19 protein-coding genes are annotated in these 26441 nt (G+C 53.4%); 4 read left to right on the top strand and 15 right to left on the bottom strand.

The window, feature by feature from the left end; genetic code table 11:
* Nucleotides 1-309 precede the first annotated feature (309 nt).
* Nucleotides 310-1881, top strand: coding sequence for a DUF5050 domain-containing protein (locus PAT3040_RS27585; RefSeq protein WP_108995212.1), 1572 nt, complete (start codon nt 310-312; stop codon nt 1879-1881).
* A gap of 116 nt (nt 1882-1997) precedes the next feature.
* Here the strand turns inward: PAT3040_RS27585 and PAT3040_RS27580 are convergent, their stop codons facing one another.
* A complete protein-coding gene (locus tag PAT3040_RS27580; RefSeq protein WP_108995211.1) occupies nt 1998-3170 on the bottom strand; it encodes a GntR family transcriptional regulator in 1173 nt (390 codons plus the stop codon).
* A gap of 217 nt (nt 3171-3387) precedes the next feature.
* Here PAT3040_RS27580 and PAT3040_RS27575 point away from each other — a divergent pair, with 217 nt between their 5' ends.
* Nucleotides 3388-3762, top strand: a complete 375-nt coding sequence (locus PAT3040_RS27575; RefSeq protein ID WP_087569739.1) for a BlaI/MecI/CopY family transcriptional regulator — start codon at nt 3388-3390, stop codon at nt 3760-3762.
* Between the two features lie 3 nt (nt 3763-3765).
* Entirely contained in the window at nt 3766-5325 is a 1560-nt protein-coding gene (locus PAT3040_RS27570) for a M23/M56 family metallopeptidase (RefSeq protein ID WP_146200576.1), read from the top strand.
* Between the two features lie 158 nt (nt 5326-5483).
* On the opposite strand, the gene PAT3040_RS27565 is transcribed toward PAT3040_RS27570, so the two are convergent.
* From PAT3040_RS27565 to PAT3040_RS27540, 6 genes are all read right to left on the bottom strand, one after another.
* A complete protein-coding gene (locus tag PAT3040_RS27565; protein ID WP_108995209.1) occupies nt 5484-6917 on the bottom strand; it encodes an MBOAT family O-acyltransferase in 1434 nt (477 codons plus the stop codon).
* Between the two features lie 3 nt (nt 6918-6920).
* A complete protein-coding gene (locus PAT3040_RS27560) occupies nt 6921-8024 on the bottom strand; it encodes a PIN domain-containing protein (RefSeq protein ID WP_108995208.1) in 1104 nt (367 codons plus the stop codon).
* A gap of 60 nt (nt 8025-8084) precedes the next feature.
* A complete protein-coding gene (locus PAT3040_RS27555; protein WP_258235190.1) occupies nt 8085-9968 on the bottom strand; it encodes an LTA synthase family protein in 1884 nt (627 codons plus the stop codon).
* 204 nt (nt 9969-10172) lie between these two features.
* Complete coding sequence (locus PAT3040_RS27550) at nt 10173-12056, bottom strand: LTA synthase family protein (RefSeq protein ID WP_108995207.1); 1884 nt, start codon at nt 12054-12056, stop codon at nt 10173-10175.
* A gap of 219 nt (nt 12057-12275) precedes the next feature.
* On the bottom strand, nt 12276-13550 hold the full coding sequence (gene chrA, locus PAT3040_RS27545; protein WP_108995206.1) for a chromate efflux transporter: 1275 nt from the start codon (nt 13548-13550) through the stop codon (nt 12276-12278).
* Between the two features lie 430 nt (nt 13551-13980).
* Nucleotides 13981-14862, bottom strand: a complete 882-nt coding sequence (locus PAT3040_RS27540) for a hypothetical protein (protein ID WP_373863979.1) — start codon at nt 14860-14862, stop codon at nt 13981-13983.
* A gap of 226 nt (nt 14863-15088) precedes the next feature.
* Here PAT3040_RS27540 and PAT3040_RS27535 point away from each other — a divergent pair, with 226 nt between their 5' ends.
* Nucleotides 15089-15736: an SIMPL domain-containing protein gene (locus tag PAT3040_RS27535; protein WP_108995204.1), complete on the top strand. Its 648-nt coding sequence runs from the start codon at nt 15089-15091 to the stop codon at nt 15734-15736.
* 48 nt (nt 15737-15784) lie between these two features.
* Here PAT3040_RS27535 and PAT3040_RS27530 read toward each other — a convergent pair whose 3' ends face one another.
* The 8 genes from PAT3040_RS27530 to PAT3040_RS27495 all read right to left on the bottom strand — a co-directional run bounded on the left by PAT3040_RS27530 (nt 15785) and on the right by PAT3040_RS27495 (nt 26154).
* Nucleotides 15785-16750 (bottom strand): DUF1861 family protein, encoded by a 966-nt coding sequence (locus tag PAT3040_RS27530; protein ID WP_108995203.1) that lies wholly within the window; start codon nt 16748-16750, stop codon nt 15785-15787.
* 28 nt (nt 16751-16778) lie between these two features.
* On the bottom strand, nt 16779-18410 hold the full coding sequence (locus tag PAT3040_RS27525; RefSeq protein WP_108995202.1) for a hypothetical protein: 1632 nt from the start codon (nt 18408-18410) through the stop codon (nt 16779-16781).
* Between the two features lie 77 nt (nt 18411-18487).
* Entirely contained in the window at nt 18488-20206 is a 1719-nt protein-coding gene (locus PAT3040_RS27520; protein WP_108995201.1) for an extracellular solute-binding protein, read from the bottom strand.
* A gap of 59 nt (nt 20207-20265) precedes the next feature.
* Nucleotides 20266-21147, bottom strand: a complete 882-nt coding sequence (locus PAT3040_RS27515) for a carbohydrate ABC transporter permease (protein ID WP_108995200.1) — start codon at nt 21145-21147, stop codon at nt 20266-20268.
* Nucleotides 21148-21160: 13 nt separating this feature from the next.
* Complete coding sequence (locus tag PAT3040_RS27510; RefSeq protein WP_108995199.1) at nt 21161-22090, bottom strand: ABC transporter permease; 930 nt, start codon at nt 22088-22090, stop codon at nt 21161-21163.
* Nucleotides 22087-23145 (bottom strand): glycoside hydrolase family 130 protein, encoded by a 1059-nt coding sequence (locus tag PAT3040_RS27505; RefSeq protein ID WP_108995198.1) that lies wholly within the window; start codon nt 23143-23145, stop codon nt 22087-22089. Before PAT3040_RS27505 ends, PAT3040_RS27510 begins: the two co-directional genes overlap by 4 nt.
* A gap of 224 nt (nt 23146-23369) precedes the next feature.
* On the bottom strand, nt 23370-24410 hold the full coding sequence (locus PAT3040_RS27500) for a response regulator (protein ID WP_108995197.1): 1041 nt from the start codon (nt 24408-24410) through the stop codon (nt 23370-23372).
* Nucleotides 24385-26154 carry a sensor histidine kinase gene (locus PAT3040_RS27495; protein ID WP_181376874.1) on the bottom strand — a complete coding sequence of 590 codons (1770 nt, stop codon included), beginning with the start codon at nt 26152-26154 and terminating at the stop codon, nt 24385-24387. The genes PAT3040_RS27500 and PAT3040_RS27495 overlap by 26 nt, the downstream gene beginning before the upstream one ends.
* Nucleotides 26155-26441: the final 287 nt, after the last annotated feature.

Genomic DNA, 26441 nt, shown 5'->3' with positions numbered 1-26441 from the left:
CTTTTCTTTTTCGATTCTGACCTCATCATTCCGCCTCATTGGTTATCTCAATAAACCGCTTACATTTTTGATTATATGATTGATCATATAGTATGTCAATATAAATTGATTATTAGTTATCATGCTGATATACCTTATTATAATATCGATATAATATTATATGACAATTTTCGACCCATCAACTTCCGGAATGTCTTCACGCAACTTTTCCCTTAATAATCCGTCTATACAATATAAAATTTGGAAACCAAGGCGATTACTTGGTACAGATGATTCGTGCTCCAGTAAAAAGAAAGGGATGACATAATAATGAGAAGAAATCGGTCAAGATATGCGCTAGCTTTTTTATTTTGTTTGATCCTTATGATGCCTGCGGTACAAATCAGCGCTTCGGAAGCTAGCGTAAAGGTTACCCTGCCAACTTTTAAGGTGAACCTGAATGGTCATGTGGTAGAAAATCAGTACAGGGAATATCCTCTGCTTGTCTATCGCGGTATAACCTACTTTCCGATGACTTGGAACGATACCAGAATGCTGGGTCTGGAAACAACTTGGTCACAAACAGCTGGCTTACATATAAAGCAAAGCCAGGTGACCTCCGCTTATGCGTCTTATAAGTCCGGGAGTCGCAATGCTTCTTCGTACTCCGCAAAGATTTCCGCATCGGCCATTACGGTCAATGGCAAAGCAATTAACAACTCGAAAGAACAATATCCCTTATTAAACTTTCGAAACATTACCTACTTCCCGCTAACCTGGCGTTTTGCGTATGAGGAGTTCGGATGGGATTATAAGTGGAATGCCGTCAGCGGACTCAGCATTACTTCCCATAACCCGCAATTGCAATCGACTGGCCTTCCAGCATTTGCTGCCGATAATGATGTTGCCTTATTTAAGGGATATTATTATTTTACGCAAACAACGGGCAGTACCAATCAGGTCTACCGGGCTCCCATACAGCAACCATCTGCTAAAGAAGAGATCTATTCCTATAGTTTCGGAGGTCCGGATTCCGAATGGCATCCGACTAATGTCAGCTTCATGATCCGGGACAATGCGCTATGGTTTACTTATCATCTTGGGGGAGGGGTTATGGGGAGCGACCAGTTTGTAAAAGTCGGCGACAACGGTAAAGCGGAATTGTTGCATGAGGGATATTTGGACTTCCGCGCTACGTCTCACGGCACCCTGATCGTCCAATTAGGAGCTTGGGGATTTGAAGGCGGCAATTTGTATTTATCGTCGGCAGGGGAAAAGAAAAAAGTCGGAGATCCCGGTCTGATGTATGCTGTTACGCTTAGCGGTACTCAGTGGTCATTGGGCGGCGGCAATGCCTCCTACATGGCTGTCAACGGAGACCATGTGTACGTGCTGGCTTCCCGCGACGAATCCGACGCCAATAAGATCTATGAAATTAATCTAAAGACCAACAAAACCAAAAAGATCGTTGACGCAAACGTGGGCTGGTTCCAGGTTATCGATCAAAAGCTATATTACGTTAAAGACAAGGATAAATCGTTATATTCTTCCGATATAGACGGGAAAAACGAAGTTAAATTGTCCGAACACGCCGTCACATGGTTTGAAAGCATCGATGGTAACCTTTTTTATACAACAAAAAAGAGTTCAACCCAATACGATTTGTACAAGGTCAATTCAAACGGGGACGACACGCTTGCATGGGGAGCGTCGATTGCCGGCGTTCAGGTTGTAAATAATCAGCTCGTTTGCCTGCTTGGCGGCAATAATGGCGTTGCGCTGCTAGACGGTTCAGGCCGTCTGCTGCTAAAAGTTTCTGAACCTATTGGGCGTGTCTTCACTTCCGATAATGGGCTTCTATTTCAAAAATCAAACGATTCTTCGTTAGCCATTATTCGTTAAACGAATCAAGGCGCAACCTCTTTCGAGGCTATTCAAGGATGAGCGATAACAAGGCAGCCATTCGGCTGCCTTGTTTGTTTCTTGCGAAGCAGGATAGCCGACTGATCGATTCGCAGCTAAGTCGTCCGGATCTTAGCCTTACCGGTCGACTCTCCGATGACAAGCTCCGCATCAAGCAGGACACGGCTCGGAAGCGGCTCTCCATCCAGAAGTCTCGTCACGTGCTCGAAGGCCAGTCGTCCAATCTCCTCTTGGTTCTGGCGCAGATGCGTTAATGGTTGCAGCCCGCTCCGATAAGGACTGTCAAAGCAGATGAGCGACAAGTCCTCCGGAATGGCCAGCCCAAGCTCCTGGGCCGCCTTCTCCGCAAGCAGAGCAACGTTATATTCCGTCGCGAACAGCGCCGTAATATGCGGATGTTTGGTCAAATGGGCCTTGATCTTATCGATATCCTTGCGTCGATTGACTTCGATATGAGCGCTCGGCAGCGTGGACATAATATCCTGAATCCAGGTGTCGCGGTCCGCGACGATGCCTCTCTCCGTATGCGCCTTGACGAAACCCTCGATGCGATCCTCGATCGCCGTCGTATCCCGGGGCGGCGGAGTGAGAAACGCAATGTGGCGGTGGCCAAGATCGAACAGATGGTTCGTTCCTTTGGCAGCGCCCGTCATGTTGTCCGTGCAGATGGAGGCCGCCGGCAATCCTTTCAGATGGCGATCGACCAGCACGAACGGAAATTGGCCGATGACCAGCTTTAGTATCTCCGCATTGAAGTATTCGCCTTGCGCCGGCAATATGATCATGCCGTCCACGCCAAGCTCCAGCATGCCCTTGATCTCCTCTTCTTCATTCGCCGCTATGCCGAACGACCTGCGAAGAATGAGATACGAACCCTGCTCGCGCGATGCCTGCTCCATGCCGTAGACGAGCCCCGATCCATAAGCATCGCCGAAATCCGTCATCACGAGTCCGATGAGCCGCTTGCCCGTGTTACGTCCCGATCTGGCTTGTCCCATCTGTGCAATCGAGGCATGTCCAGCCGCCGTTTGGACAGTTCCTTGCTCCGCCACGAAAGAACCTCTGCCCGGCTGACGAACGATATAACCATCCAACGCGAGCATCTCCAGCGCTTTCTTGCTTGTAATGCGGCTGACGCCAAACTCATCGCCAAGCTCCTTCTCCGAAGGAACACGATCTCCTACCGCATATTGCCCTTCCTTGATCCGTTCCCGCAGAGCTTCGAATATTTGTTCATACATGGGCTTGGACGCCGACTCGTTAGCCATCCGGTATTCCCCCTCTTTCAATAGCCATATCCATTTATATAATAATATATCATGATATATTTAAGTTGTGAACTACCCCGTCTCTCAAATAATGAAAAGAAGGACAACTTGACAATCATTGATTACATCTGTAATCTAAATTCGTAGACTACATAGGTAATCCATGGAACACGTTTGCCAATTAAGATTACAATTGTAATCATCGGGAGGGAATACGATGCGGGAACTGCCGCACATTTCGGACGCGGAATGGGATGTAATGAAAATCGTATGGCAAGCTGCGCCGTTGACGGCGGCCGAAATCATTGAACGACTGAGCGGAAGCAAGCCATGGAAACCGAAAACGACGAAAACGCTGATCGGCAGACTGGTGCAGAAACAGGCACTCGGCTGCAACAAGGACAATCGCGAATACCTCTATTTTCCATTAGTCAGCGAAGACGAGTGCGTGCAGGCGGAAAGCCATTCGTTTTTGCAGCGTATTTTCGGCGGATCGCTGAAGCCGATGATGGCGCATTTTCTGGAAACCGAAAAGCTCTCCTCCGAGGACATTCGCGAGTTGAAGGAGCTGCTCCAGAAGAAGGTGAAATAAGAGGTGGAATTGCTAACAAACCTGTTCGAGCGAACGCTTATTGTTTCATTGGAGGCGGCCCTAATGGTCTTGCTGCTGGCCCTGGTGACGGCGGCGTTTCGGAGCAAACTTGTCCCCATGTGGAAATATGCGCTATGGACGCTGCTGATCGTGAAGCTTCTGATGCCCTGGCTGCCAGGAAATATAGAGAGCGAGCTGCGCTGGACAATTCCCCTTGCCGGTATGGAAGAGCGAATCTTTTCTATTGAGAATTTGGAAGCTTCGATCATTGGTTCATACGCGAGCGACATTTCGCCGATCACGCATACGGATCAAGCAGATTCGAATCTTGCCCAATCTCATCCTCCAGCATCACAGGAGCGTCTGGCTATGAAGATTCCCGGATTCCAAATCGCGGTATTCGTATGGCTTGCCGGAACGGCGGCAGTCCTGTTGTACATCGCGGCTGGTTATCTGCGAATGTCGGTTGCCCTCCGGCGCGAAACCAACATTCAAATACCCGCCGATTTGGTTGCGCTATTCGTTCGAATCCGAGCGGACAACGGCATCCTCGCTAAAATCCGACTGCGCGTGACGAAGCAAGTATCCGCGCCGGCATTGTTCGGCGTATTTTCGCCCACGGTGCTAATTCCAGAGCAAATGGTCAAGCATCTAAACGCCGCCGATTGGGAGTGCGTATTTCTTCACGAGCTGTCCCATTACAAGCGGCGGGACATCCTGGTCAACGTTGCGGCAACAATATTGGCCTCGTTCCATTGGTTCAACCCCGCTGTTTGGTACGGGCTGCGCAACATGCGACTACACCAGGAGACGGCCTGCGATGCAAGCGTGCTTAACGTCCTGACCCAAAAAGACACGTATGCCGCTTGCATCTTAAAAATATTGGAGCTTGGCAAGTTTCATAGAACCGTTTCGGCCGGCGCCGGAATTACCGGCTATAAAAATCAAATTGCAAGGAGAATCATTATGATCCGAAACTTTCAATCGCCGAAAAAACGAGCTTGGTTTTTCGGACTGCTCATTCTTGTCTTAGCAGCCGCATTGTCGCTGCCATCCGCTTTCGCATCAGGAAACGATAAAGAAGCCGCAGAAACGCCCAATGAGCACATTCCCGTGCAAGCCGCCATTGAAACATCGCCCGCAAACGACGCATTTCCATCGCAAGCTGCCAATGACGACATTCGATTCGTATTCCCGACGACCGGCAAAATCGCTTCGCGTTACGGGGAGCGTATTCATCCAATCACCCAAGAGAAGTCGCTGCATGAAGGAATCGACATCGCAAATGTTGAAGGCACGGAAATACGTGCTGCCGCCGACGGCAAAGTCATTAAAGCGGAATATGACCCCGAACACGGCTTCTGTGTGATCATTGAGCATAACGAGATCTGGCAGTCCGAATACCGCCATCTGCAGCAATTATCCATAACAGTCGGCGACGAGACCAAATCCGGCGATCTTATCGGACTAATGGGCAGCACGGGCCAGTCGACCGGTTCCCATCTCCATTTCTCGATCATAAAGGATACGAACTACGTAGATCCGACCGATTATCTGAAGTAAACGCCTGAACGACTATAGTTCAATCAGACAACCTGCGCCGATCGATGAAATGAAATAAAGAGGAGACCCGTGATCCCTGTTATGGATCATGGGTCTCTTTGCCTTGGACGTATCCAGAAAAGATGATGGCTGGAGGTCTGTGATTGTTCCGCTATTTCTTAAAAAGCGAAATAGATGAATGAGCTTGCTTCGCCGTTCATGAGCAGCATGAGCAGCACGATGGCAATGGCCGCGTACACCGCGCCGCGTATAAGCGAAGGAACCGCCGCCTCCCAGCCGAGCGACCAGCGCTTGAAGTACTTCACGGCCAGGAACTCCACGATATGAAGCAGATACAGACCCGCGGAGATCGCGAGCAGCAGCATGGTCTCTTTCGTAAACGACACGCCGCCGAGCAGCGTCATCTGCTTGATCATGTGGACCGCGTCCCCCCAGCTATTAGCGCGGAAGAACACCCAGCCGATTACCGTCAAATGGAAGAACACGGCGATGGCGAATACTTTGTACAGCCAGTTGCCCTGCAGCTTCGTCCAGCCCATCTTTTTGAGTCCTTTGCCATACATACGATGGGCTGCGGACAAGACGCCGTGGTAGAATCCCCAGATGATGAACGTCCACGCGGCTCCATGCCATAAGCCTGAGATCGTCATGGCCGCGATCAGGTTGACGTAGATGCGCCAATTTTTCACACGCGAACCGCCCAACGGGATAAAAATATAGTCCCTGATCCATTGCGACAGCGTAATATGCCACCGTCTCCAGAACTCGGCGGGGTTAGAACTCAGGTATGGCGTCTTGAAATTCAGGTCCAGCCTGAGACCGAGCAGCAAGCCGATGCCGACCGCCATCTCGCTATAAGCCGAGAAGTCGAAGTAGATTTGGAAAGCGAAGAGATAGGAAGCTACCCATGACTCCACGCCGTTTAACGTCGCCGCGACGCCGAAATATTCGTTAACGTATGGAGCGATCTTCTCGACGATAAATACTTTTTTAACGAGGCCCAGCAGAATAAACGCAAGACCAAGCTTCACGCGCGGCGTGCGGAATTTGATCGCCACGATATTGCGAAGCTGCGGCAGGAAGTCGCCGCCCCGCAGAATGGGGCCCGCGGCCGAATGCGCGAACAACGAGATGAATACCCAGAACTCGAAAAGCGAGCGGCTTGGCTTCAGCTTGCCCTTATGCACATCCACCAGGTAGGCGATGAGCTGGAAGGAGTAGAACGAGATGCCGATCGGCAAGGCAATTTCCCGATCGACGAACGGGGTCCCTTGCAGCGATATCGTGAATCCCAGCAGTTGCTCGACGCTGCCCAGCAAGAACATGGAATATTTAAAAAAGACCAGATTGGCCAATACAACGATGAGTCCGGCTGTCAGCGCAAGCTTGCTTCGGCTGCCGCCAAGAAACTTTGAAATGCCGTATACGGAAGCCACGACGCAGAAGAACAACACGAAGTAGCCAACTCCGGCATACGCGTAAAATGCGGCATTTGCAACGGCAAGCACGAGCATTCGCCAGCGAGGGAAGAAGTAATACAGCGCGAATACCGCTAATAAAAACAACAGAAAAGTCGGTGAGTTAAACAACATGCGCTATTCCCCCTTCCCCGTCCAGGTGTCCCATACGAAACGGGCAAGAAGCTCATTGCCTTCTTTCGTCAAATGAACATGATCGGTAAACAAGTTTGGATCGATCTTGTCTTGCATGATCAAGTAAGGCGAGCCGAGCCCTTGCAAATAGGTCTCGATCGCTTCCGTATTCGCCACGTAACCCGGATTCGTCACTTCCTTTTTGGAAAGCTCGCCATTGCCGCCCGACACGAAGGTGAGCAGACGTTTGCCTTGTTGAAGCTCCGCGATCTTGTTCATGAAATAAACGCCCCAATTGCTCTCGCTCATGTCGAACGGTTGCGGATCAAAGAAGCTCAGATAAGAAGGATCGGCGAGCCACTTCTCGGAAAATTGTTTTTCGTTCCAGGCGCGCGGATCGCCGAGCAGGTCGGTTCCCGCCTTCCGCTGCTCCCAATAAGCGGGAATCACTTCCTTGTACTTCACGACCGGGATACGGTGAAGGAGCGTCTCCAGCGCCTGCTCCTCCGCATGCTTCCAGCCTTCCTTGTATTCGAAGCCGTTTGCCTGCAGATGCGGCAGCACGTCCGCGAAAGCCTTGGGATCCTGCGTGCGCAAGTAATCGCCAAGCCAGAACACTTGCCGCGGCCCCGGCTTAGGCTCCACGAATGCCGAGTAGGACAGGCCGATCATGACATTGTCCGTCTTGATGCCGCGATCCTCCATCATAAGCAGCAGCGTGTACGCATCGCCAGCCATGATAGAAGGAGCCGACAGATTGAACACGGCCTGCAGCTTGTCCTCGCCTTCGGCGGATGTCGCCAGGTCGGACAAATAACGGCCCAGGGAATGCTCGGAGCTTTCGTTCGTCCCCCAAGCGACGGAGTTGCCGATAAGGATGGCGTAGTCCGTCAGGCCGTCCCGCTTGATCGTTTTCGCCATCTCTTCGATGACGACTTCAATCATGCCTCGATCTTCCAGGAACATATTATAGTTCATGCGATGTTTGTAGACGGTATCCAGCTTTACATAGGCTGTGACAACGAATTGGGCTGCGACAAAAAAAGCCAAAGCGAATGCGAGTCCCAGCAGGCCGTATCTTTTCCGTCGGATTTGGCTTAGTTTCATACGTCGTCCTTTCGTTTGCGGCAGTGCCGTTAACTGTCGTATCATTCTATTATTTACAGACTATGGCGCGCGTTTCGGAAGCAGCTTAACATAACCATCCGACAATCGCATTAATTCCAGCACGTAATCATAATCGCTTCGATACTGGCTAAAATCTTTTACCTTTTCAAATGTTTTCAGATCGAAAGCTTCTCCATCATCAAAGCCTTCTCCCGGCACAAACATAATTTCGTCATTAAAGAATGTCCCCGTCGGCATATAATACCGCATGCCAACGACATTGCTTGTCGCATTGATCAGGTCCTTGCCAAAGAAAGTAAAGTTTTCGGCCTTCAAATCAATGCCCATCAGGTTAGCCAGCGTCGGCATCATGTCGACATGACCGCCCACTTGCTCTATCGTTTTGCCTTCCACACCGGGAACCCGAATGATAAATGGCACGTTGAAGCGGCTGATCCGGTCGTCATATTTGACGCCAAGCACTTCTTCGACCCAAGCGGGATCGTTATCCTTGACCTGGAGGCCGTAGTGGTCGCCATACAGCATAATGACCGTATTGTCCCACATGCCGTTCTCCTTCAGCCCTTCGATCAGCTCGCCTATCGCCTTGTCCGTATAGTTAATCGCCGTGATATAGTGGCCCAGCTGGGTGCCATGCAGACGCTGCGGGACTTGGATGTTAAGAAATTTTCCAGGGATCCAGAACGGATGATGGCTGGAGGTCGTAACGAACTGTGCGTAAAAAGGCTGATTTTTCCCGTGCAGCTCCGTCAGCTTCTCCAGCCCGACACGATACATCTCCCCGTCGGAGGCGCCGAGAGCGTTGAACTCATCATTAATGAAGTAAGGCCTGTCATAATACGTCGTAAACCCAAGGGCGGGATACATATTGTTCCGGTCCCAAAATGTCACATCGTTGACATGGAACGTATTCGACACATAGTTGCGCTCCCCCAAAAGACGCGGCATGCTGGGAACCTCGCGGTCTCCGAAGCCCTTGGACATGGCGACGGAGCCGGTCGCGTATATCCCTGTATTGGCGATGAACTCGGAGTCCGAGGTATTGCCCTGCCCATTTTGCTGGAATACATTAGGGAAATAAAAGGCTCCTTCGCCAATCAGGTCGTTCAAGACCGGCGTCACTTCCTGACCGTCCACTTCAAGACCTATCATCAAATCCTGGAACGACTCCAGTTGAATGACGATCACGTTCATATCTTTGGCCACGCCAAAATAGCTGCTGGTGCCCGCCGGCACTTTGCCTCCCCCGGCATGGCCCTTCTCCAATTGAGACAGTGCCTCTTGCGTCACTGCCACAGATCCGTCCTTGATCGCGCTGTTGAGCCTGCTCTCGTTAATGGCCGTGGCCACTTGATAATTGAGCACGCCCAGCCGCTTCGATTGCACAAGCTCGTTCGGAATGTCCAGATCCATGCGAATATAAAGGAAGGACGCCGCAATGGCGATCACCATCCCGATTGCCATATAAAGCGGCTTGGCCGCCGGACGGCTCTTTTCCCGTTTCCCCCTGCTGCGCAAAGTTGCCAGCCATAATCCAATAAGTACCGCCAAATCGACAAACAGGACATAAAATTTTACATGGATCGCCGATTCCACGCTATCCTTTACTTGTCCAACCTGATCCAGACCATGCAGCGCCGTGTAGGTCGGAATGCTCCCGAAAAAGGAGAAATAGACGCAGCAGGCGAATAGCAGGAGCGACAATACTCCGTTGAATACGCCAAAGACAACAGGCTTCCATCTGCTTGTCGTCATTAACTCCACCAAGCAAATCAGCGTCAGTACTGCCGCGGCATCCGTAAGCAATCCTGATACGGCAAACTCGCCGAACGTAAATTGCCGGAACAATACCATCTTTAACATGATCAGAACGAAGCTTGCCCAGAACGGCGACTTCCGGTAGACATTCAATACTGTATTCACTTGCCCACTCTCCCTTAACTGAACCGGACTGCACACGACCGCACGGGTACAAAACAAAAACCGTCTATTAACGACGGCTTTCCCTATCAAATAGTTGCATAAAAAATAATATTAAGTTCATATTAACGCAAATGGACGCAGAAATAAATAGGGCTTATCCGAGCGCAATTCAGCTCTGCCGACGGCCGGGAGGACTGGCTTCCGTCAGTCTTCCCCATTAACCTGTTCCGCACGGTCCGGCAACTGGCTCACGTAGCTGTCCGATAGATGAAGCAGCTCCAGCGCGCGGTTGAACTCGTCTTCCGTCGAAGCTGACGCTTCGGTGCTATCGCCCCCGGACAACGTATAATGTTTGCCGTCCTCGAACCCGCTCCCCGGCAGGAACAGCTCCTCGTTGTTGACGAACGAGCCTGTCGGCAAATAATAACGCTGAGGCAGCAGATTATAGTGTTTCTGGTTCAGCAAGTCCTGCCCGAAATGGATCTGCTCCTTCATGGATAGGCCCAGCAGGTTGGCCAGCGTCGGCAAAATATCAACCTGTCCGCCAAGCTGCTGGAACTCGGCCGGCGTCGTGACGCCCTCTCCCGCGATAATGAACGGCACGTTGATCATTTCGCGTTCGACGTAGGTTCCGCCGAAAATTTCCTCCAGCAGCACGCGGTCCTCCTCGTCAAGCGAGAAAACCGGAAGTCCGCGATGATCCCCGTAGAACAGGAGCAGACTGTCCTCCAGCAGCCCCCGCTCCCGCAAATCCTCGAGGAATATGCCCAAGCAGTAATCCGCATAGTTTTGGGATTGAATATAATCTCCGACGTATGTCCCCTCGTAACGCTCCGGCAAAACCATCTTCTGCTTCTCTTCGGGCAGCGAGAACGGGTTATGCGCGGACATCGAGATCACATGCGCGTAGAACGGATCCGGGCCTGCATCCATGCGCTGCAGCTCTTTTGCGGTCTTGTCGTACAGCACCTCGTCCGAAGGACCGAACCATAGCTCGTCGTTCCCTTCGCCGAAAAACGCCTTGTCGTAATAGCGATTAAAGCCGAGCCCTTGGTACAAATCCTCGCGATTCCAGAAATCTACGTCGTTTGTATGGAACGTAGCGGTGTCGTAGCCGTGCGACTCCAGCAGTCTTGCCATGCTGGGAAGCTCCTTCTTGGCATAAATCTGCGTGGCGGGTCCGTCAGGGGGGACGTAGAACGAAGTGTTTACGACGAACTCCGCATCAGACGTATTGCCTTGTCCGACCTGCTGATAGAACCTGGGGAAATAGTAGTTGCCATGGGCAAGAGCGTTCATGACGGGCGTAATTTCTTGCCCGTCGATCTTTAGATCGATCAGGAAGTTCTGGAACGATTCCATCTGCACGAGAATCACGTTTTTTCCCTTCGCGCTGCCGAACAGGACAGGCGATTCCGATTCCGTTATGCCTTTTAAATCATAGATCGATGATTGAGTGATCAGCTCTTTCTCGACAGGCGTTTCCTCATCGTTATCCAGAAGACTGAAGGCTTCGTAATTGAGGATGCCCATCTGCTCCGCCTGCACGGTTTCGTTAATACTTTCCGTGTGTGGAAGAATATTAAACAAACAAGCGAACAGCGAGATGGTAAATACGGCGGCCACCGTCTTGCGGCTCGTCCTCGCGGACAACGCGCGTTTCCAGCCTACGGCAATGCGTCGGCGCAGCAAGACGTAGGCAAGGATGAGAATATCCATATAAATAAGCAGATATTTCGGATGGATGACGGAAAAGATGCTTTTTTTTACCGCTCCGACCTGATCGGCCTGCTCTAGAACATGATAAGTGGGAATGATTCCGAAGTGTCTGTAGTACACGATAAGAGTAAAAAACAGGACCGTTATCAAAAGATTGACGATCAGGTACATAAGCAATTTGCGTTTGGTCGAAAACCATTCGATGATGCAGAATATAATGAGAATAATAGGCAGCTCTTTCAGCCACACCGTCTTGAACGAGCTGTTCTCGAACAGAACGGTCCAAGTGAGGTAGCTTTTGACAAGCATAATAATCGAGAATACCAATATCGACTTGGTACTCCATCTTGGGGGCAAATATTGTGCCATCGTACGTTCTTCCTTTCCATGCGTCTATCAGCCAGCCTGCGGCAAAATCGACAAGTCCTCAAGTTGCTCCTCTATCAAAAACGGGAGCTATTCCATGATAAGACGTCGGCGCGAGAAGTGCAATGCCTGCCATGCAAACAAGCCATTCGGCAGCACCCTTCGGGAGGATGCAACCGGACGGCTTTTCGGCATGACGTCGATAATCTGTCATCAGGACGGTTACGGATACAAACTGTTTAGCAAAACGCCCCCCAGCGCTCCGATGATTACGACGGCCCAAGGCGGCAGCTTCCAATAAGTTAAGAGAATAAACAGCACTGCCGCAAGCGCGAAGTCGGCGGAGGAGGTTACCGCGCTGGTCCAGACGGGATCGTACAAAGCCGCCAGCAAAATGCCGACGACGGCGGCGTTCGCCCCCGCCAGCGCCCGCTTAACGTTTGGCCGCTGGCGAAGACTATGCCAAAACGGCATTACGCCTGCCATCAGGAGGTAGGCGGGTAGGAAAATGGCCGCGGTAGCCGCTATCGCACCCATAGCACCATCCGATACAGCGCCAAGGTAAGCTGCGAACGTAAACAGCGGACCCGGGACCGCCTGCGCCGCGCTGTAGCCCGTGAGGAACTGCTCCTGCGTCACCAACCCCACCGGCACGACCTCCCGCTCCAACAGCGGCAACACGACATGACCGCCTCCGAATACGAGCGAGCCCGAGCGGTAATAACCCTCCATCAGCGCCAGCCAATGATTTGCGGTTAGCTCCTTGGCGACAGGCATTAGCACAAGAAGCAAAAAGAATATAAGCAAACAAATGGCGCCCGTTCTACGCGAAAGTCCTGGATGGTTGCCCGCGCCAGCGACAACTGTCGCAGCCGAGCCGCTATCGGCGCCTTTAAGCGGCAACGAGCCAAAACTTGTTGCTCCCTTGCCTGACTGGGCGCTTTCAGCCCCGTGCTCCTGCTCCCGGAACAGCCACAATCCCAGCACGGCGGACAACACGATGACGACTGCCTGGCCGTACACGGCCTCCCATAACAAGGCAGCGATGGCCGCCGCCAGCGCAAGCGTCATGCGCGCGCGTCCCGCCGCCAGCTTTTGCCCCATTCCCCATACCGCATGCGCCACAACGGCGACCGCTACGAGCTTGAGGCCATGCAGTGGGCCGGCATCGGCAATGCCCATTCCCTCTAACAGCAGAGCAAACAGAGCGAGAGCAGCTGCGGATGGCAGCGTGAAGCCAAGGAACGAAATCAAGCCGCCCAGCAAGCCGCCGCGCATAATACCGATGCCAATGCCGACCTGGCTGCTGGCAGGTCCCGGCAGGAACTGGGCCAGCGCGACCATGTCCGCGTAACTTCCATCGTCCAGCCACTTTCGCCGATTGACGTACTCTTCTCGAAAATAACCCAAATGAGCAACCGGTCCGCCAAACGACGTTAATCCAAGCTTCAAAGAAGCGGCGAACAGCTCCAGCAGTCTCTTTCCTCTACCCGACATCCTCTGTGCCTCCCATACAGCAAAGCCTGCGCCGGCCTTGCCTCTTGGAAACCATTATAGCGTTAGAGGACAACACGCTAAAGTGGAGGTTTTGTAAATCAAGTATAAACGGCTAACGCCGTCCTTTGGACAAGCACGTTTACCGATGAAGTATAAGCCTAATTATAAAAGTGAAACTTTATAAATAAATTTGAGAAAAACCTTCAGGGAAGTTCGCCCTCACGGTCCTCTCTGTTCTATTGCCAATTCTGGTCTAAAGCATCTCCCATGTCTGTTCGGTGCTCATTGCACATGCTGCTGCGGTGAGCATGCCTCGATAGAAGCCCCTGAAGGGGAACAACCACACGTTATCTTTCTTTCGTAGACCCCGAACATATCCCTTCATATGCGAAAGAAAACGCCTGACGGTGCATATCTACTTTTGGGTTCATCAAAGAACATGCGTTTCAGAATGTTTGGCTCCTTTCTTCTTGCGGTCTCCAAAGCCGGGATTTCCAAGCAAAGCCCTTGCCCCAGCTGCGGTGACGAGAATAAAGCAGGCGGCCGCGGTCAACGGCAGCGCCGACCATTCCAGCAGCCCGCGGCCAAGCAGCGTCTGCCAGCCCATCGCCATTAAGCCCAGGAAAAACGCAATGCCGGATATATGAACCAACATGCGGCGACTGGCGTGCGCGTACATCGTTCCGGCGGCCAGCCACGCAATGAACGGCAATGCCTGAATCGCATGAAAGCCCAAACCGTGCAGCCAGATCAGATTGCCTTCCGCGCCCACGAATCTGCTGCTGTTTACGGAGATCGCAACGCCTCCCGCAAAGGACACCATAATGGAAAGCATCGCATACCGTGTCCCCAGGACAAGCTCGGGATTTTTTTCCAAAGTCCTCTTTTTGAAAAAATAGCTCGCGAACAGGACGTAAAACACGACCAGCAGAAGCGCGACCAGGGTGAAACCTCCAGCCACAATTACGTCGAAAAGCGAGCCGTTTACGGGAAATCTGGGATTAACGCCTCGTATATGCTGCACCGTCTCCGCAAAATAAGAATAAAGAGCCAGCGAAATATACGAAACTCGAAAAAAAGCCGCCATCTTATGCCCCATCCCCGACACGGGCATAATCGCGGCAGTCGACAAAAGGAACAGGCCAAGCGCCGAATTAAACGAAACAGCTTTCCAAAGATTCCCGTCCGTTCCTGTTTCCGCCCCTGCAACCAGCGCCCAGCATGCGCATCCTATCGCCAATACAAAACCTAACAATCCTGTCGCGATCATTCCTCTTTCTTGCTTGAACCAACGCATGAGCTTATGTTCCATCACGTCCAACGACCTCTCTCCTGGTTTTCCTCAAATTTACAGGAAATGAGATTCTGTCGTAACGGGCTTGAGGTTGGTTCAAAGCTATCCCTCAGGAGGGTTGATAAATCCGTCCAAAGTTGGAGGCACGATCCACGATCCGAAACTTCCTGCAGGACCGTTTCGTCTAATGACATAAGATATTGTCATATCCTTTAAAAAGAGTGCAACCGGGAGGGATGATGGAATGAACGATCAACATAACGGAGCATGTCCATTAACAATCGAAGTGACGGGAGAAGGGGCCGCGACGGCGAAGCCCGACGAGACGAGTGTAACGCTGGGGGTCATCAGTGAAGGAGATAAGCTGGCGGAGCTGCAGAAGGAGAATGCGGCTGCCATTTCGTCCATTATCGGAGCGCTGACGGCGCTCGGCATTCCCAGGCAGGCGATAGCGACGGCGGCATTCACCATTGAACCGCAATACGATTATGTCGATGGAAAACAGCAGTTCCGCGGCTACAAAGTTACGCATCTGCTTGAGATTACGCTCCCCGGCACGGAGAATGCGGGAACCGTCATCGATGCGGCGGTCTCGCATGGCGCGAACACCGTCACCAATGTGTCGTTCAGGTCGAAGGGCTCCGCCGCCGCCAGGCAAGAAGCGCTGACTATGGCCGTCCGTGACGCGGGCGCCAAGGCTCGGGTTATCGCGGACACGATTGGCGTCTCTCTCTCCGCCGTGCCTTGCAAGATCGAGGAAACGCCGGGACGCGGCTTCGAGCCTGTTCTGTTTAAAGCCGCGTCCTTCCCCGCAGGGGATGCAGCGACGGAGATCGAACCTGGCGTGTTGACCTTCAAGTCTTCCGTGCGCGTCTGGTACGCGTATGCTTAGAAGCTTGACCTTTACATCAACACAGAAATGACATTTAATGTCGGTCGGTTATAGTCCCTCGTACTCCAGCAGCGGATCGGGAATGGTAATCACATATGCCTCGGCGTCGCTGGCGCCGACATACAATTCCGCCCATCCGTTGCCGTTGCGAATCAGGCCGCCGCTAAAAATGACATCCTGCAAATCCCTGCGTTTGGCCGGTCCGTCCGGAAAATCGGAACGTTCGGCAACCAGTTTGAGCGGCGTGCGTTCCAGCGTATCGGGATTAAGCGCAAACGTCATCGCGTAATAATGCCGGTGACCGGCTTCGTCAAACCAGGCGATATGGCCGAGCACGCCGATCAGCCCGTTCGCCAGCAGATGCGCTTCGTTGGCTCCGCCCCATTCCTCGTCGATAAACATGCCTTCAAGCAACGGCGCTTCGGCAATATCCGCTTGCGTAACGGCTTCGAGCGAAGCCGCCTTGAAAAAGCCGATTTTCCCTCTGCCGCCTTTCTCCCCTTGCGGACGGGTAAATACGCCGATCGCGCCGTCCGCAAGCTGAACCATCCGGATATCCTTCATATGGCTCGGCCCGACCAGAAACGGCTGCAGCTCGGCAACGCTCGCACCGCGAGAAAATACCGTTTCCCACGACTTGATTTTGCCCGGATTTTGTTCATCCTCGATGACACGGACGCCGCCAAAAACCAGTTCCTCTCCAATACGTGTATAAAAAGGGTCCTGCAATGCCAGCTCAGGCAAAACTTCATCGACCTGCCAGCTGCCGTCCTTCTGCCCCCCGCCTTCCTTCCGACGGAAAAACTTGACGCAGGAAAACTCCGTATCGCGCGCTTCGACGCGGCCGGCCAGCACCGGAGCGCCATAGTCCGCGAAAGCGGCGGTAATATTGTAAACGTCTCTGCCATCCACGCCTTCGAACCGAAGCTTCGCGCCAGTCACCGGCTCTCTGTGGCCGCGATAGGACTCCAGCAGTTGACCGCATGTTTGCGGGTGATGATGAAACTGAAGCATAAACAATCAAACCTCCATCATAGCAGGGCTACGCCCCCGTATTGTAGTCAATGACAATTCCGTTGCAATACCGCTTGCCGTCCGACTCCGCGACATCCGCCCCTTCGGGGAGCAGGACGGCCAGCACCGCCGAACGAGCGGGTATGATCAGCTTGCCGTTCCGCAGCGTTGCCGGGCTATGCGCATAAGCGTCGTAGACGGCGCCGAAGTCGCTTCCGCTTCCATCGATCGTAACCGCCTGCTCCTCGTTGTGCGGATTATAATACAAAGAAGTCGGATGCGCCGCCTCGCGGAAAAAGTCGGTCCTCAGGCAATCCAGTCGCAGTATGCCTTCCACATCGGTCTGCTCGATCATGCCGCCAAAAATGCCGACGTGGGAGGAGCCGTAAAGCCCCAGATCGATCGCCCCCCAGCTGTAGCGGATCGGATCGCCGGTCGCATACGGGCTTTGGTGATCCCACCATTTGCGCAACCCTTCGTACGCGATGACATCATCCGCATCCGGCTTATAGAACGCGCATGACTGGGCTTTGCCGGAATGCGCTCCAGGGTAGAACAGCCTGGCCGCATTTGCGGCATTCAGCATCCATTTGCCGATGTCCGGCGCAAATCTGCTGTCGTAGCGAACGAGCGGCACAAGCGGCCAAGCGAGCGCAAAGGTGTTGGCGGTAAAGGCGTAGCCGCTCCGCTCGCCGTCGAACGGCTTCCATGGCCCCGCCCCTTCGGCATCCCAACGCTGCCCCCAATCGGTGATGCTCCCGGCCAGCCCGTAACAATCGTAGCCGCCCCAATTGTCGGCAATGACCCCCCAGCCGGGCCGGCATTCGCTGTCGCCGTCGAACACCCAGTTGACCAATTTGTCTACCGAATGGGCATCGCCCAGCTCGGCGTTCATCCGCGCAGCCACGCAAGCGCCGAAGGGCAGCAGCACCTCATAAAACGGATTGGCGCTGCGCCGCTCCAGGAAGGCGAGGCAACGCCGCGCTCCGTCCAGGTAACCGCTGTCGTTCCAACGCTTGTACGCCATATAAAGCAGCCAGGCAACGCCGGCGGCGGCATCCGGACCGCGCCAGCGGCCGTTGTCCACCGGCTTGCCGGTATCGAAATCGAAGGACAGATGGTCAAAGTCGGGCACGCCGTCTTCTCCCGTCAGCTTGTTGCAAGCGTCCAGCCATTGATCCGCCGTGCTGCGCATCATCATGTCCAGATTGCCCGTGTCGGGATACAGATCGGTTAACGCATACATTAACGCATGAGGATAAATCTCGTACCAGAAGGTCGATCCCGCGCGGCCGTTTCTCCGATTCAGGAACAGAGGAGCCGCCTGCTCCCCGCCATAATAACATTCCAGCATCTCCACCCAGTTGACGCCATTTTGATTCGACTTGTCGATGCCGCACAACGTGGCGCCAAGCACGGCAGTCGCCGTGTTAATCGCTTCGTGCCCGTTCTCGCCGCGCCGGCCGCCCAAATAAGAAGGCAAGCCGAAAGCCGGCTTGCCCGTTCCGCCTGGCGTGTCGTCGCGCCACACAAGCGGAAAAAAATCGCCGGTTGCTTCGGCATCGAACACAAGCCGATCATAGGCTGTCGCTACCTGCTTCCAGTTCCGCATCGCATAGGGCTGCGGCATATCCGGCATTTGCTTCACTTTGCGTATCATCCATATGCCTCCTTCAAGGGGAGCGGTTCCGCCGCCCCCCACGATCTCATGCCGCTTCTCGCTATTCTCACTTCCGCCTATTTCTGCGCCGCCTGCTGATCCAGGAACTCTTGCGTCTGACGGATCAGCTCTTCCTTGATTTTGGCAATATCGGCTTGCAGCCTGCCGTTCGCTTCCCATTTCTGCTGCAGCTTCGTCAAGCCCTCCGCGGGACCCGGCACCATGCCAAGCTTGTAGGCCAGCTCATCGGATGAAATAGTGCCAAAATCGGGATTGGCCAGCTCGTTTTTGACCGGTTCCTGATTGAAGGCAAAGCCGGCCAGCGCGGAGCGGACATACGTTTTTTCGTCGGCAAGGTAGCGGAACGCGTCAACCAGATTGTCCGGCACATTTTCCGACAGGCGAATATAATTAGGGTTCCAAGTCAGCATGTAACCGGGGAACACATAGTTTTGGCTCAGATCGACGCCATCCGGATATTTGAATTTGTCGTCTCCGATCGCTTCCCAATGCGTGCCTTCGATGCCCAGCTCGAACAAATCGTGATTGTCCTGGCTTTCGAACAGCCAGTTAATAAACGACATGGCCCGGTCGGCGTTGATCGACGTTTTCGGAATCGCCAGGAAGTTCCATACGCGGAAGTCCGAAATATATCCGGGATTCGGTTGCACTTTGTCGCGAGCCGCTTGGGCCGTCAGGAATACGCCCAGTTCGGCCGAAGGCACGCCTGCCGCAAGCTGCGCTTTAATATTGTCGAGATTGGACAATCCCTCCATCATCGCCGCCGCTCTTCCCGCCGAGAACGTTCCGCTGGCGTCTTTGCGCACGATCGGCTCCTTCTCGATGTAGCCCTTTTCATGCCATTCGCGAACCGTCTCCAATATGCTGTAGTCCGCCTGATTGAACGGTTCGGGGAACGATGCGATCGCTTCCTGCTTTTCGCCTTTAATGCTGGCCGTCACAACCTTGTTATCCTGAATCAGGACGGTGCCGTCCACATTCGGTCCAAGCGTGATGGGCCATAGCCCCTTCTCGTATTTCACCGGCGCCGACTTGTTGACCTCGATCGTCGCTACTGCGCCATAATTTCCGTCGTTTTTGATCACGAACGGAATCATCCCTTTATCGTTTTCCGTCACCTTGTCGAAAAAGGCCAGCAAATCCTCATAGGTCGACAACTCGCCTATGCCGTAGTTCTCAGCCAGATCCTTGCGATAGTAGATCGCGCCAAGATCGCCCAAATATTGACCCAGAGGCACGCCGTACACATGCAGATTGCCATCCGCTCCGACAAACCGGTTATTGTCGAGGAAACCTTCGCCAAACGCTTTTTTCAGGCCCGGGTATTGATCGTTGTTAAAATATTCGTCCAGATTCGTATAGTTGTCCTGCGCAATAAACGTGTTCATGTTCATCCATGGCGCGTCGAACGCGATATCGACCTGCTCGCCGGCAGACAGCTTAAGCTTCAGCTTGTTGACATAATCGGCCTGCGGCGTAAACGTAAAGTTGAGCTTCAGGTTCAATGTATCCTTCGTTCTGCGTTCGAATTCGGCAACGACCTGGTCGAATTGCTTGGGCTTGTCGCCCCATAACATGATGTTCAGAGTGGCCGGATCTGGCGCCTTCGAACCTTGTTCTTCTCCTGCGGCCGGAGTCTGCGTCGCCTCGACCTTACCGTTATTGCCGCCGTTATTGCCGTTGTTATTGTCTTTGCCGCTGCACGCCGCGAGCATGGTCGAGACCATGCACAATGCCAACAAAAGCATCGATCCTTGCTTTCCCCATCGTTTCATGTGTGAACCCTCCCGTTTTATATCGTAATGCTGTATGCCAACCGGCGCAAACGCCGGACTTAGCCTTTGATGGCGCCTACCTTCAATCCGCCCACAAAATAACGCTGCAAGAACGGATACAGGAAAATGATTGGCCCGACTGTCACAATGGCCGTTGCCAGCCGCACCGTATAAGCCGGAGCGATCTGAGCGGTCGATTGCGCGCCTGCTACCGCAATATTTTGCGCCATATCGACGTTGCGAATAATTTGCATAATGATATATTGCAGCGAAAATAATTTGGTATCATCGATGTACAGCATCGCCGGCATCCAGCTGGACCAGTAGCCAAGCGCGTAGAACAAGCCGATCGTCGCCAGTGCCGGCAGCGATAGCGGCAGTACAATCGACCGCAGGATGACAACCTCTCCCGCGCCTTCCAGCTTCGCCGATTCGAACAGCTCCTTCGGAATGTCGTTAAAGAAGTTGCGCATCAGGAACATATTCCACGGCGACAACAGCGCCGGCAATATATAGACCCAGATGGAATTGCCCAGATGGAGATACTTGGTGATCAGAATATAACTCGATACCATGCCGCCGCTAAACAACATCGTAAAGTAGAAAAACAGCGAGATATGCGGCGCAAAGCGCAGTCTGCGCCCGGACAAGGCGTACGCCGCCATGCTGGTGACGAGCAAGCTGAGCGCCGTTCCGGCCACCGTAATAAATATCGTAATGAGATAGGCGTCGGGGATGGTGGAAGACGAGAAAATCGCCTTGTAAGCCGCCAGCGAATATTGTTCCGGAAATAGCCGGTAACCGTCGCGCAGCAACGTCACTTCCGCCGTAGCCGAGCTTGACAGCACCAGCCAGAACGGGTACAGGCACGCTGCGGCAAAACATGCGGTAAACAGATAGAACAATACGGACATGATGCGGTCTTGCCTGGAATTTTTCATGCTGCCTTCCCTCCTAAAATAATGCGGAATCCTTGTCAAGCCGCGACGCGACCTTGTTCGCCACGATAACCAGCACGAAGCCGACTACCGACTGATAGAGCGCAATGGCCTGCGTCATCCCCATCGAGCCGGAGGTGCGCAGCGCGCGGAACACATACGTATCGATCGTATCCGTCGTTCGGAACAGGAAGGTGTTGTCGCCCACCAGCGAATAGATCATGTCCAGATTGCCGCCGAAAATATTGCCCATGCTGAGCAGGAACAGCAGCACGACGGTGCTCCGCAGCAACGGCAGCGTAATGCGGAAGATGCAGGAGAGACGCGAAGCGCCGTCGATTCTGGCCGCCTCGTACAACTCCTTGTCGATGCCCACAATGGCTGCCATATAAACAATCGCTCCGAAGCCGGCCGTCTTCCACAAATTCATCAGCACCAGAATCGGCGGCCAAACTTCCGGATCGGTATAGAAAGCGATCGTCTCCCAGCCAAGCTTGACTAGCAGACTGTTGATGACGCCCGTATCCGCAGTAAAAAAAGCTACGGAAAACAAACCGATGATCGGCCACGAAATAAAATTGGGCAAAATCATGAGCGACTGCATCGTTCGCACCAGCCAGTTGCGACCAAGCTCCGTCAGCATGATGGCGAGCGTCAGCGACATCAGCGTTCCGGTCACAATAAACGAAATGTTGTACAGCACCGTATTTAAAGTAATTTGTATCCATGCCTGGCCCCGGAAAAAAAAGCTGAAATTGTCAAGCCCGATCCACTCGCTGCCGAATATGCCCTTGAGCGGATTAAAATCCATAAACGCGATCGATACGCCGATCATCGGCAAATAAGCGAAAATGATGCTGAACAGTACAGCCGGCACGGCCAATGCATATAGATAGCGGTTGTAAATCAGATCGCGCAATCCGGCCGATTTTATTTTCCTGCTCATGCCTCTTCCCCCTCAAGCGACGCCAGCACTTCCCGCACGCTGAGCTCGGCATAACCGACGGAACGATCGGCGGCGCCGTAATACAGCCTGATCGTATCCCCCTCCACAAGCGCTCCGCATGGAAACACGACATTGGCGAAAAAACCGTCCCTTTCGAAAGCCGCCTCCGGCTCCATAATCGGACGGGATGAGCGGGCAAGCACTTGCCATGGCCGCTCCGCATCGAGCAGCACGGCCCCTACCGCATAGCGGTTGTCCTCGTCCGCGCCGTGATACAGCTCCAGCCAGCCGCGCTCCGTCCTGAACGGTACCGCGCTTGCCCCGATGCGGCCGCCGTCCCAGCCGCCTTCCCTGACGCCGAGTATGCGCCGATGATTGCCCCAGCGCAGCAGATCGTCGGAATCGGCGATCCAGATGTCCGGCTTCGCATAGTGGGAGCTTGACGGGCGATGCAGCGCGTAATAACGGCCGCCGATACGCTCGGGAAACAAAGTGACATCCTTGTTGTCGGGATGGAACAGGATGCCTCTGCGTTCAAACGACACGAAGTCTCGCGTATGCAACAGCGGCACGACAATGCCGGATGGCGAAATGGCGCTGTACGTAATGTAATAACCGTCCTCCAGCTCGGTAATGCGAGGGTCCTCGATACCGAACGTTTCGTATTCCGTCTCCGGCAGCACAGTAGGCTTCTCGTCGATCCGGAAGTTGTAGCCGTCCAAACTGCGCGCAACGCGCAAGTGGGAGATCGAAGTCAAATAGTTCTGGTACGGCGTCCGAATGACGCGCGGGTCGGAGAAATCCGCATCCTCCGTTCGTTCGATGCGCAAGATGTCCAGCGCTCCCGTCTCGTGGCGCCAGATTGGCGTCAAATACGCCTCCGGGTCGTTCGGCACAGGACGTTCGGCCACGCGCAGCAGCAGGATAACCTCGTCTCCCAGCTTCGACACCCCGGCGTTAAAAACGCCGATGACCTCCATATCGGGTCGCGATGGCTTTACATGCTCGGGCGCTATAATCGGATTGATCTCGGCGCGATGTACGTTTACTTTCATCGTTGCTAACCCTCCTTCCGGCTCATTCCGGTTCCGTCTCTATGTCTATATTGTAGCGCCGCGCCGCCGCCAGGCGTTACATGCCCTTTTGCCGCATTGGGCGGATAAATTTATTGCGTACAACCTCAGCAACAAAAAAACCGGACATTCCGCACATAAAAAAACGTGCCGATTGTCCGATTTCCTCGTTGCCTATTGCCCGCATGCCGTGCGCCCGCCGCCGCTCACCGCTTGCTTCGGCTTTGAAGCCTATATTCGCTCGGCGAGCAGCCCAGCTTTGTGCGGAATATTTTGCCGAAATACTTCTCGTCGCTGAACCCCGATTTATCCGCCACCTCATAGATCGGCAGATTGGTTGCCTCCAACAGCAACTGCGCATGCCGCAAATTCATCTCCTGCACATAATAGACAAAAGATACGCCGACAATTTCCTTGAAGCATTTGCTGAAATAGCTGACGCTCATCCCGACCTGCTTGCAAATATCGGACTGGCTCCATCTGCCGTCTTCCACGCCGCGCAACAGATCGAGCGCCTGCATAATCGAGGCGATGACCTGCTCCGAATACATCGTCAGGCATAACCGGTGCATGGCCGCGTCGCGAAACAGCTCCACCCACTCTAGAAGCTCCGGTATGGAGTGCAATGTCCCCAGCTGCGTGCCAACACGGTCGATCTCCGGGGCCAGCAGCGGGCAAAATCGTTGCCATTCGCCTTTCGTGCAATACGTCAATAATTCCTTCCATGATGCGGCGTCGAATACGCGGAGCGTATCCGCCGACAACGTCTCGTACAATTCCTCGCGCGCCACCCAATGAAGCGAGCTCCAACGCTCAGCCAGCCGCTTGCGAATGCTCGGGTCCAGTTCGGCCTGCTCCGCCTCGGCATGCCGTTCGACATGGCGGGAGATTCGCCCCAGCAGGTCGTAAACGGAATCGTCATCAAGCTGCGTTTTGACGATATAGTCGACGGCTCCAAGCCGCAGCGCCTGCTGCAAATAATCAAAATCCTGATGGCAGGTAATAACAACGGAACGGACGGACGGATGGTCCGTCTGCATTTTTCGAATAAAAGCAAGCCCGTCCATGCCCGGCATCGAAATATCGGTCAGCACCAGATCGATTCCCCCGGCGTCCAGCGCCTTCAGCGCTTCCTCGGCAGTGGACGCCTCCCCGGCCCATTCCATGCCGAAATCGGACAACGGCATAATACTGCGTATGCCTCTGCGCACCAACGGTTCGTCATCCACGAGCAATACCTTGATCATGTTCTTCCTCCCCTTTCACGCTGTCCGGAATCATAATCGTGACGGTCGTCCCCTCGCCGATCCGGCTGTCGATGCTCATCGAAGCCGCGTCGCCGTAATGCACATCCAGCATTTTCTGCACGTAGTTCAGTCCGATGCCAATGCCGGTCGACTTGCCTCCTTCCCCCTTGAGCAAAGCGGTCACAGTGTCCGGGCTCATGCCCTGCCCGCTGTCGGCGACCGTAATCAGAATATAGCGCCCGGTCATTCGTTTCAGCTTGACCGTAATGCGGCCTTGCTCGCTGCTTATGCCATGGTACAACGCATTTTCCACGATCGGCTGCAGCACGAATCTTGGAATCGGCACCTCGGCAATATCCGAATCCACGGTGGAATCGACCTTGAAACGATGATCGTAACGAATATTTTGCAGCTCGATATAGTCGTTTAACGCGGCAAGCTCCTCGCGGATTTTCACGATCATGCTTCTTTTGCCCAAATTGTATTGCAGCACCCGCGTAAACACCTTTACCAGATCGTAAATTTCGCGTTGCCCCTTCTCCAGCGCCAGCCATTGAATCGTATTCAAGGTGTTGTGCAGGAAATGAGGATTAATCTGGGAAATGAGCTTTTCCACCTCCAGCTCGCCCTTCCGTTTTTCCTTCAGCTCCACCTCTGTAATCAATTCGACGATTCGGCGGCTCATATCCCTGAAGCTGGAATAGATCACTTCAAACTCCGTCAAGCGGGTGTGCAGCTTTTGCAAGTGGTTGCCGTCATGACTAAAGCGGTTCATCGCCTTGTTCATCGTCTGAAGCGGACGGTACACCATCCTCCAAATATACGAAACCGCGCCGACGGTCAGCACCAGCGACAGACAGGACATAATGACGTACAGGATGCGCCATTGCTGAACCTCCTTCTCATACACGCTCCGCTTGACCAGGGATACCAGCTCCCATCCGTTTTTGCCGGTCATGGAAAATGACTTGTAGGCGCGCAAAGCGACGCGCTCATCGTCCAGTTTCGCCCCTTCGCGCAGCTCAAGCGGCAGATTGCTGTAGCGGATCGCGCCGTCGTTGCCGACCAGCAAATGGTAGACATCGTCGGTTTGGGCACCATCTCCCGCGGGCGGGACAAGCTGTCCCCATTCCGTCTCCAGATAGACGTAATAAGTTTGACCGCTGCCGTAGGAAATCGGCCGCAGCAATGACAGCACCGTTTTGTCGGAATTATGAAGCACCGTCGGGTGAGGGCTGTTATAGGTCAACTGGTTGGCCTGAAACAGCGGCACAAACGGCATATCATCCATCGATGCGATCATGAAACGATGCTTTAATGGAGCCGACTCGAACTGAATCGTTTTATAATGTTCCTCGAAATAAACAAACAACGAATGGATCGAGGGGTTGGAATAAATGATATTCGTAAGAGAACGATCGATCGAACGGAAACGCTTGGTCTTCTCGAGCGGATCTTCGCTTTGCATGTACAGCGCAATGTCGTCGCCCAATCCTCCGTCGGCAGCCAGCAGCTGCGAGACGCTCGCCAGATTGTCGAACGCCTTCTCCAGCGCGTCCCGCTCGCTGCGCAGCACCGTCTCGTAGCTGGCATTGATTTTCTCCATCTGAACCTGGTAAAACCAGAAATAAGAAGTGATCCCGATCAGCACAATAGGCGTAATCGTCACGAAAATAAGCAAAATGCTCAATCTGCCCTTCAGCGTATCCGGCCACAGCCATTGCAGCAAACGTCTGACATTCATTCTATCTCTTCCTTTCGCTGCTCTCTCGCCTCCTTTTATTTTAAAGCGACGGAAGAAATAACGATACGTTATTTTTTGATTCGAATGGAGGGTTTTTATGCGGTAAAAAAAAGTCTCCGCATCCGGTGATATTCGGAGCGGAGACTTTTGCATCACTGCTTCATGCTAATGCGCCTATCGTACATTTGCGCTATAGAAGTACATCTCGTTGTCGCCGTTCGCCGCATCCCAGCCTTGGGCAAACAGCCATCTGCCGCGATATTGGATCAGCCCGCCCCACGCAAGCG

Origin of the sequence: Paenibacillus agaridevorans, assembly GCF_003112455.1 — a bacterium.
In the GTDB taxonomy this organism is placed as follows: domain Bacteria; phylum Bacillota; class Bacilli; order Paenibacillales; family Paenibacillaceae; genus Pristimantibacillus; species Pristimantibacillus agaridevorans.
The sequence above is the reverse complement of the archived record's forward strand: the minus strand, read 5'-3'. Positions and strand labels throughout refer to the sequence as shown.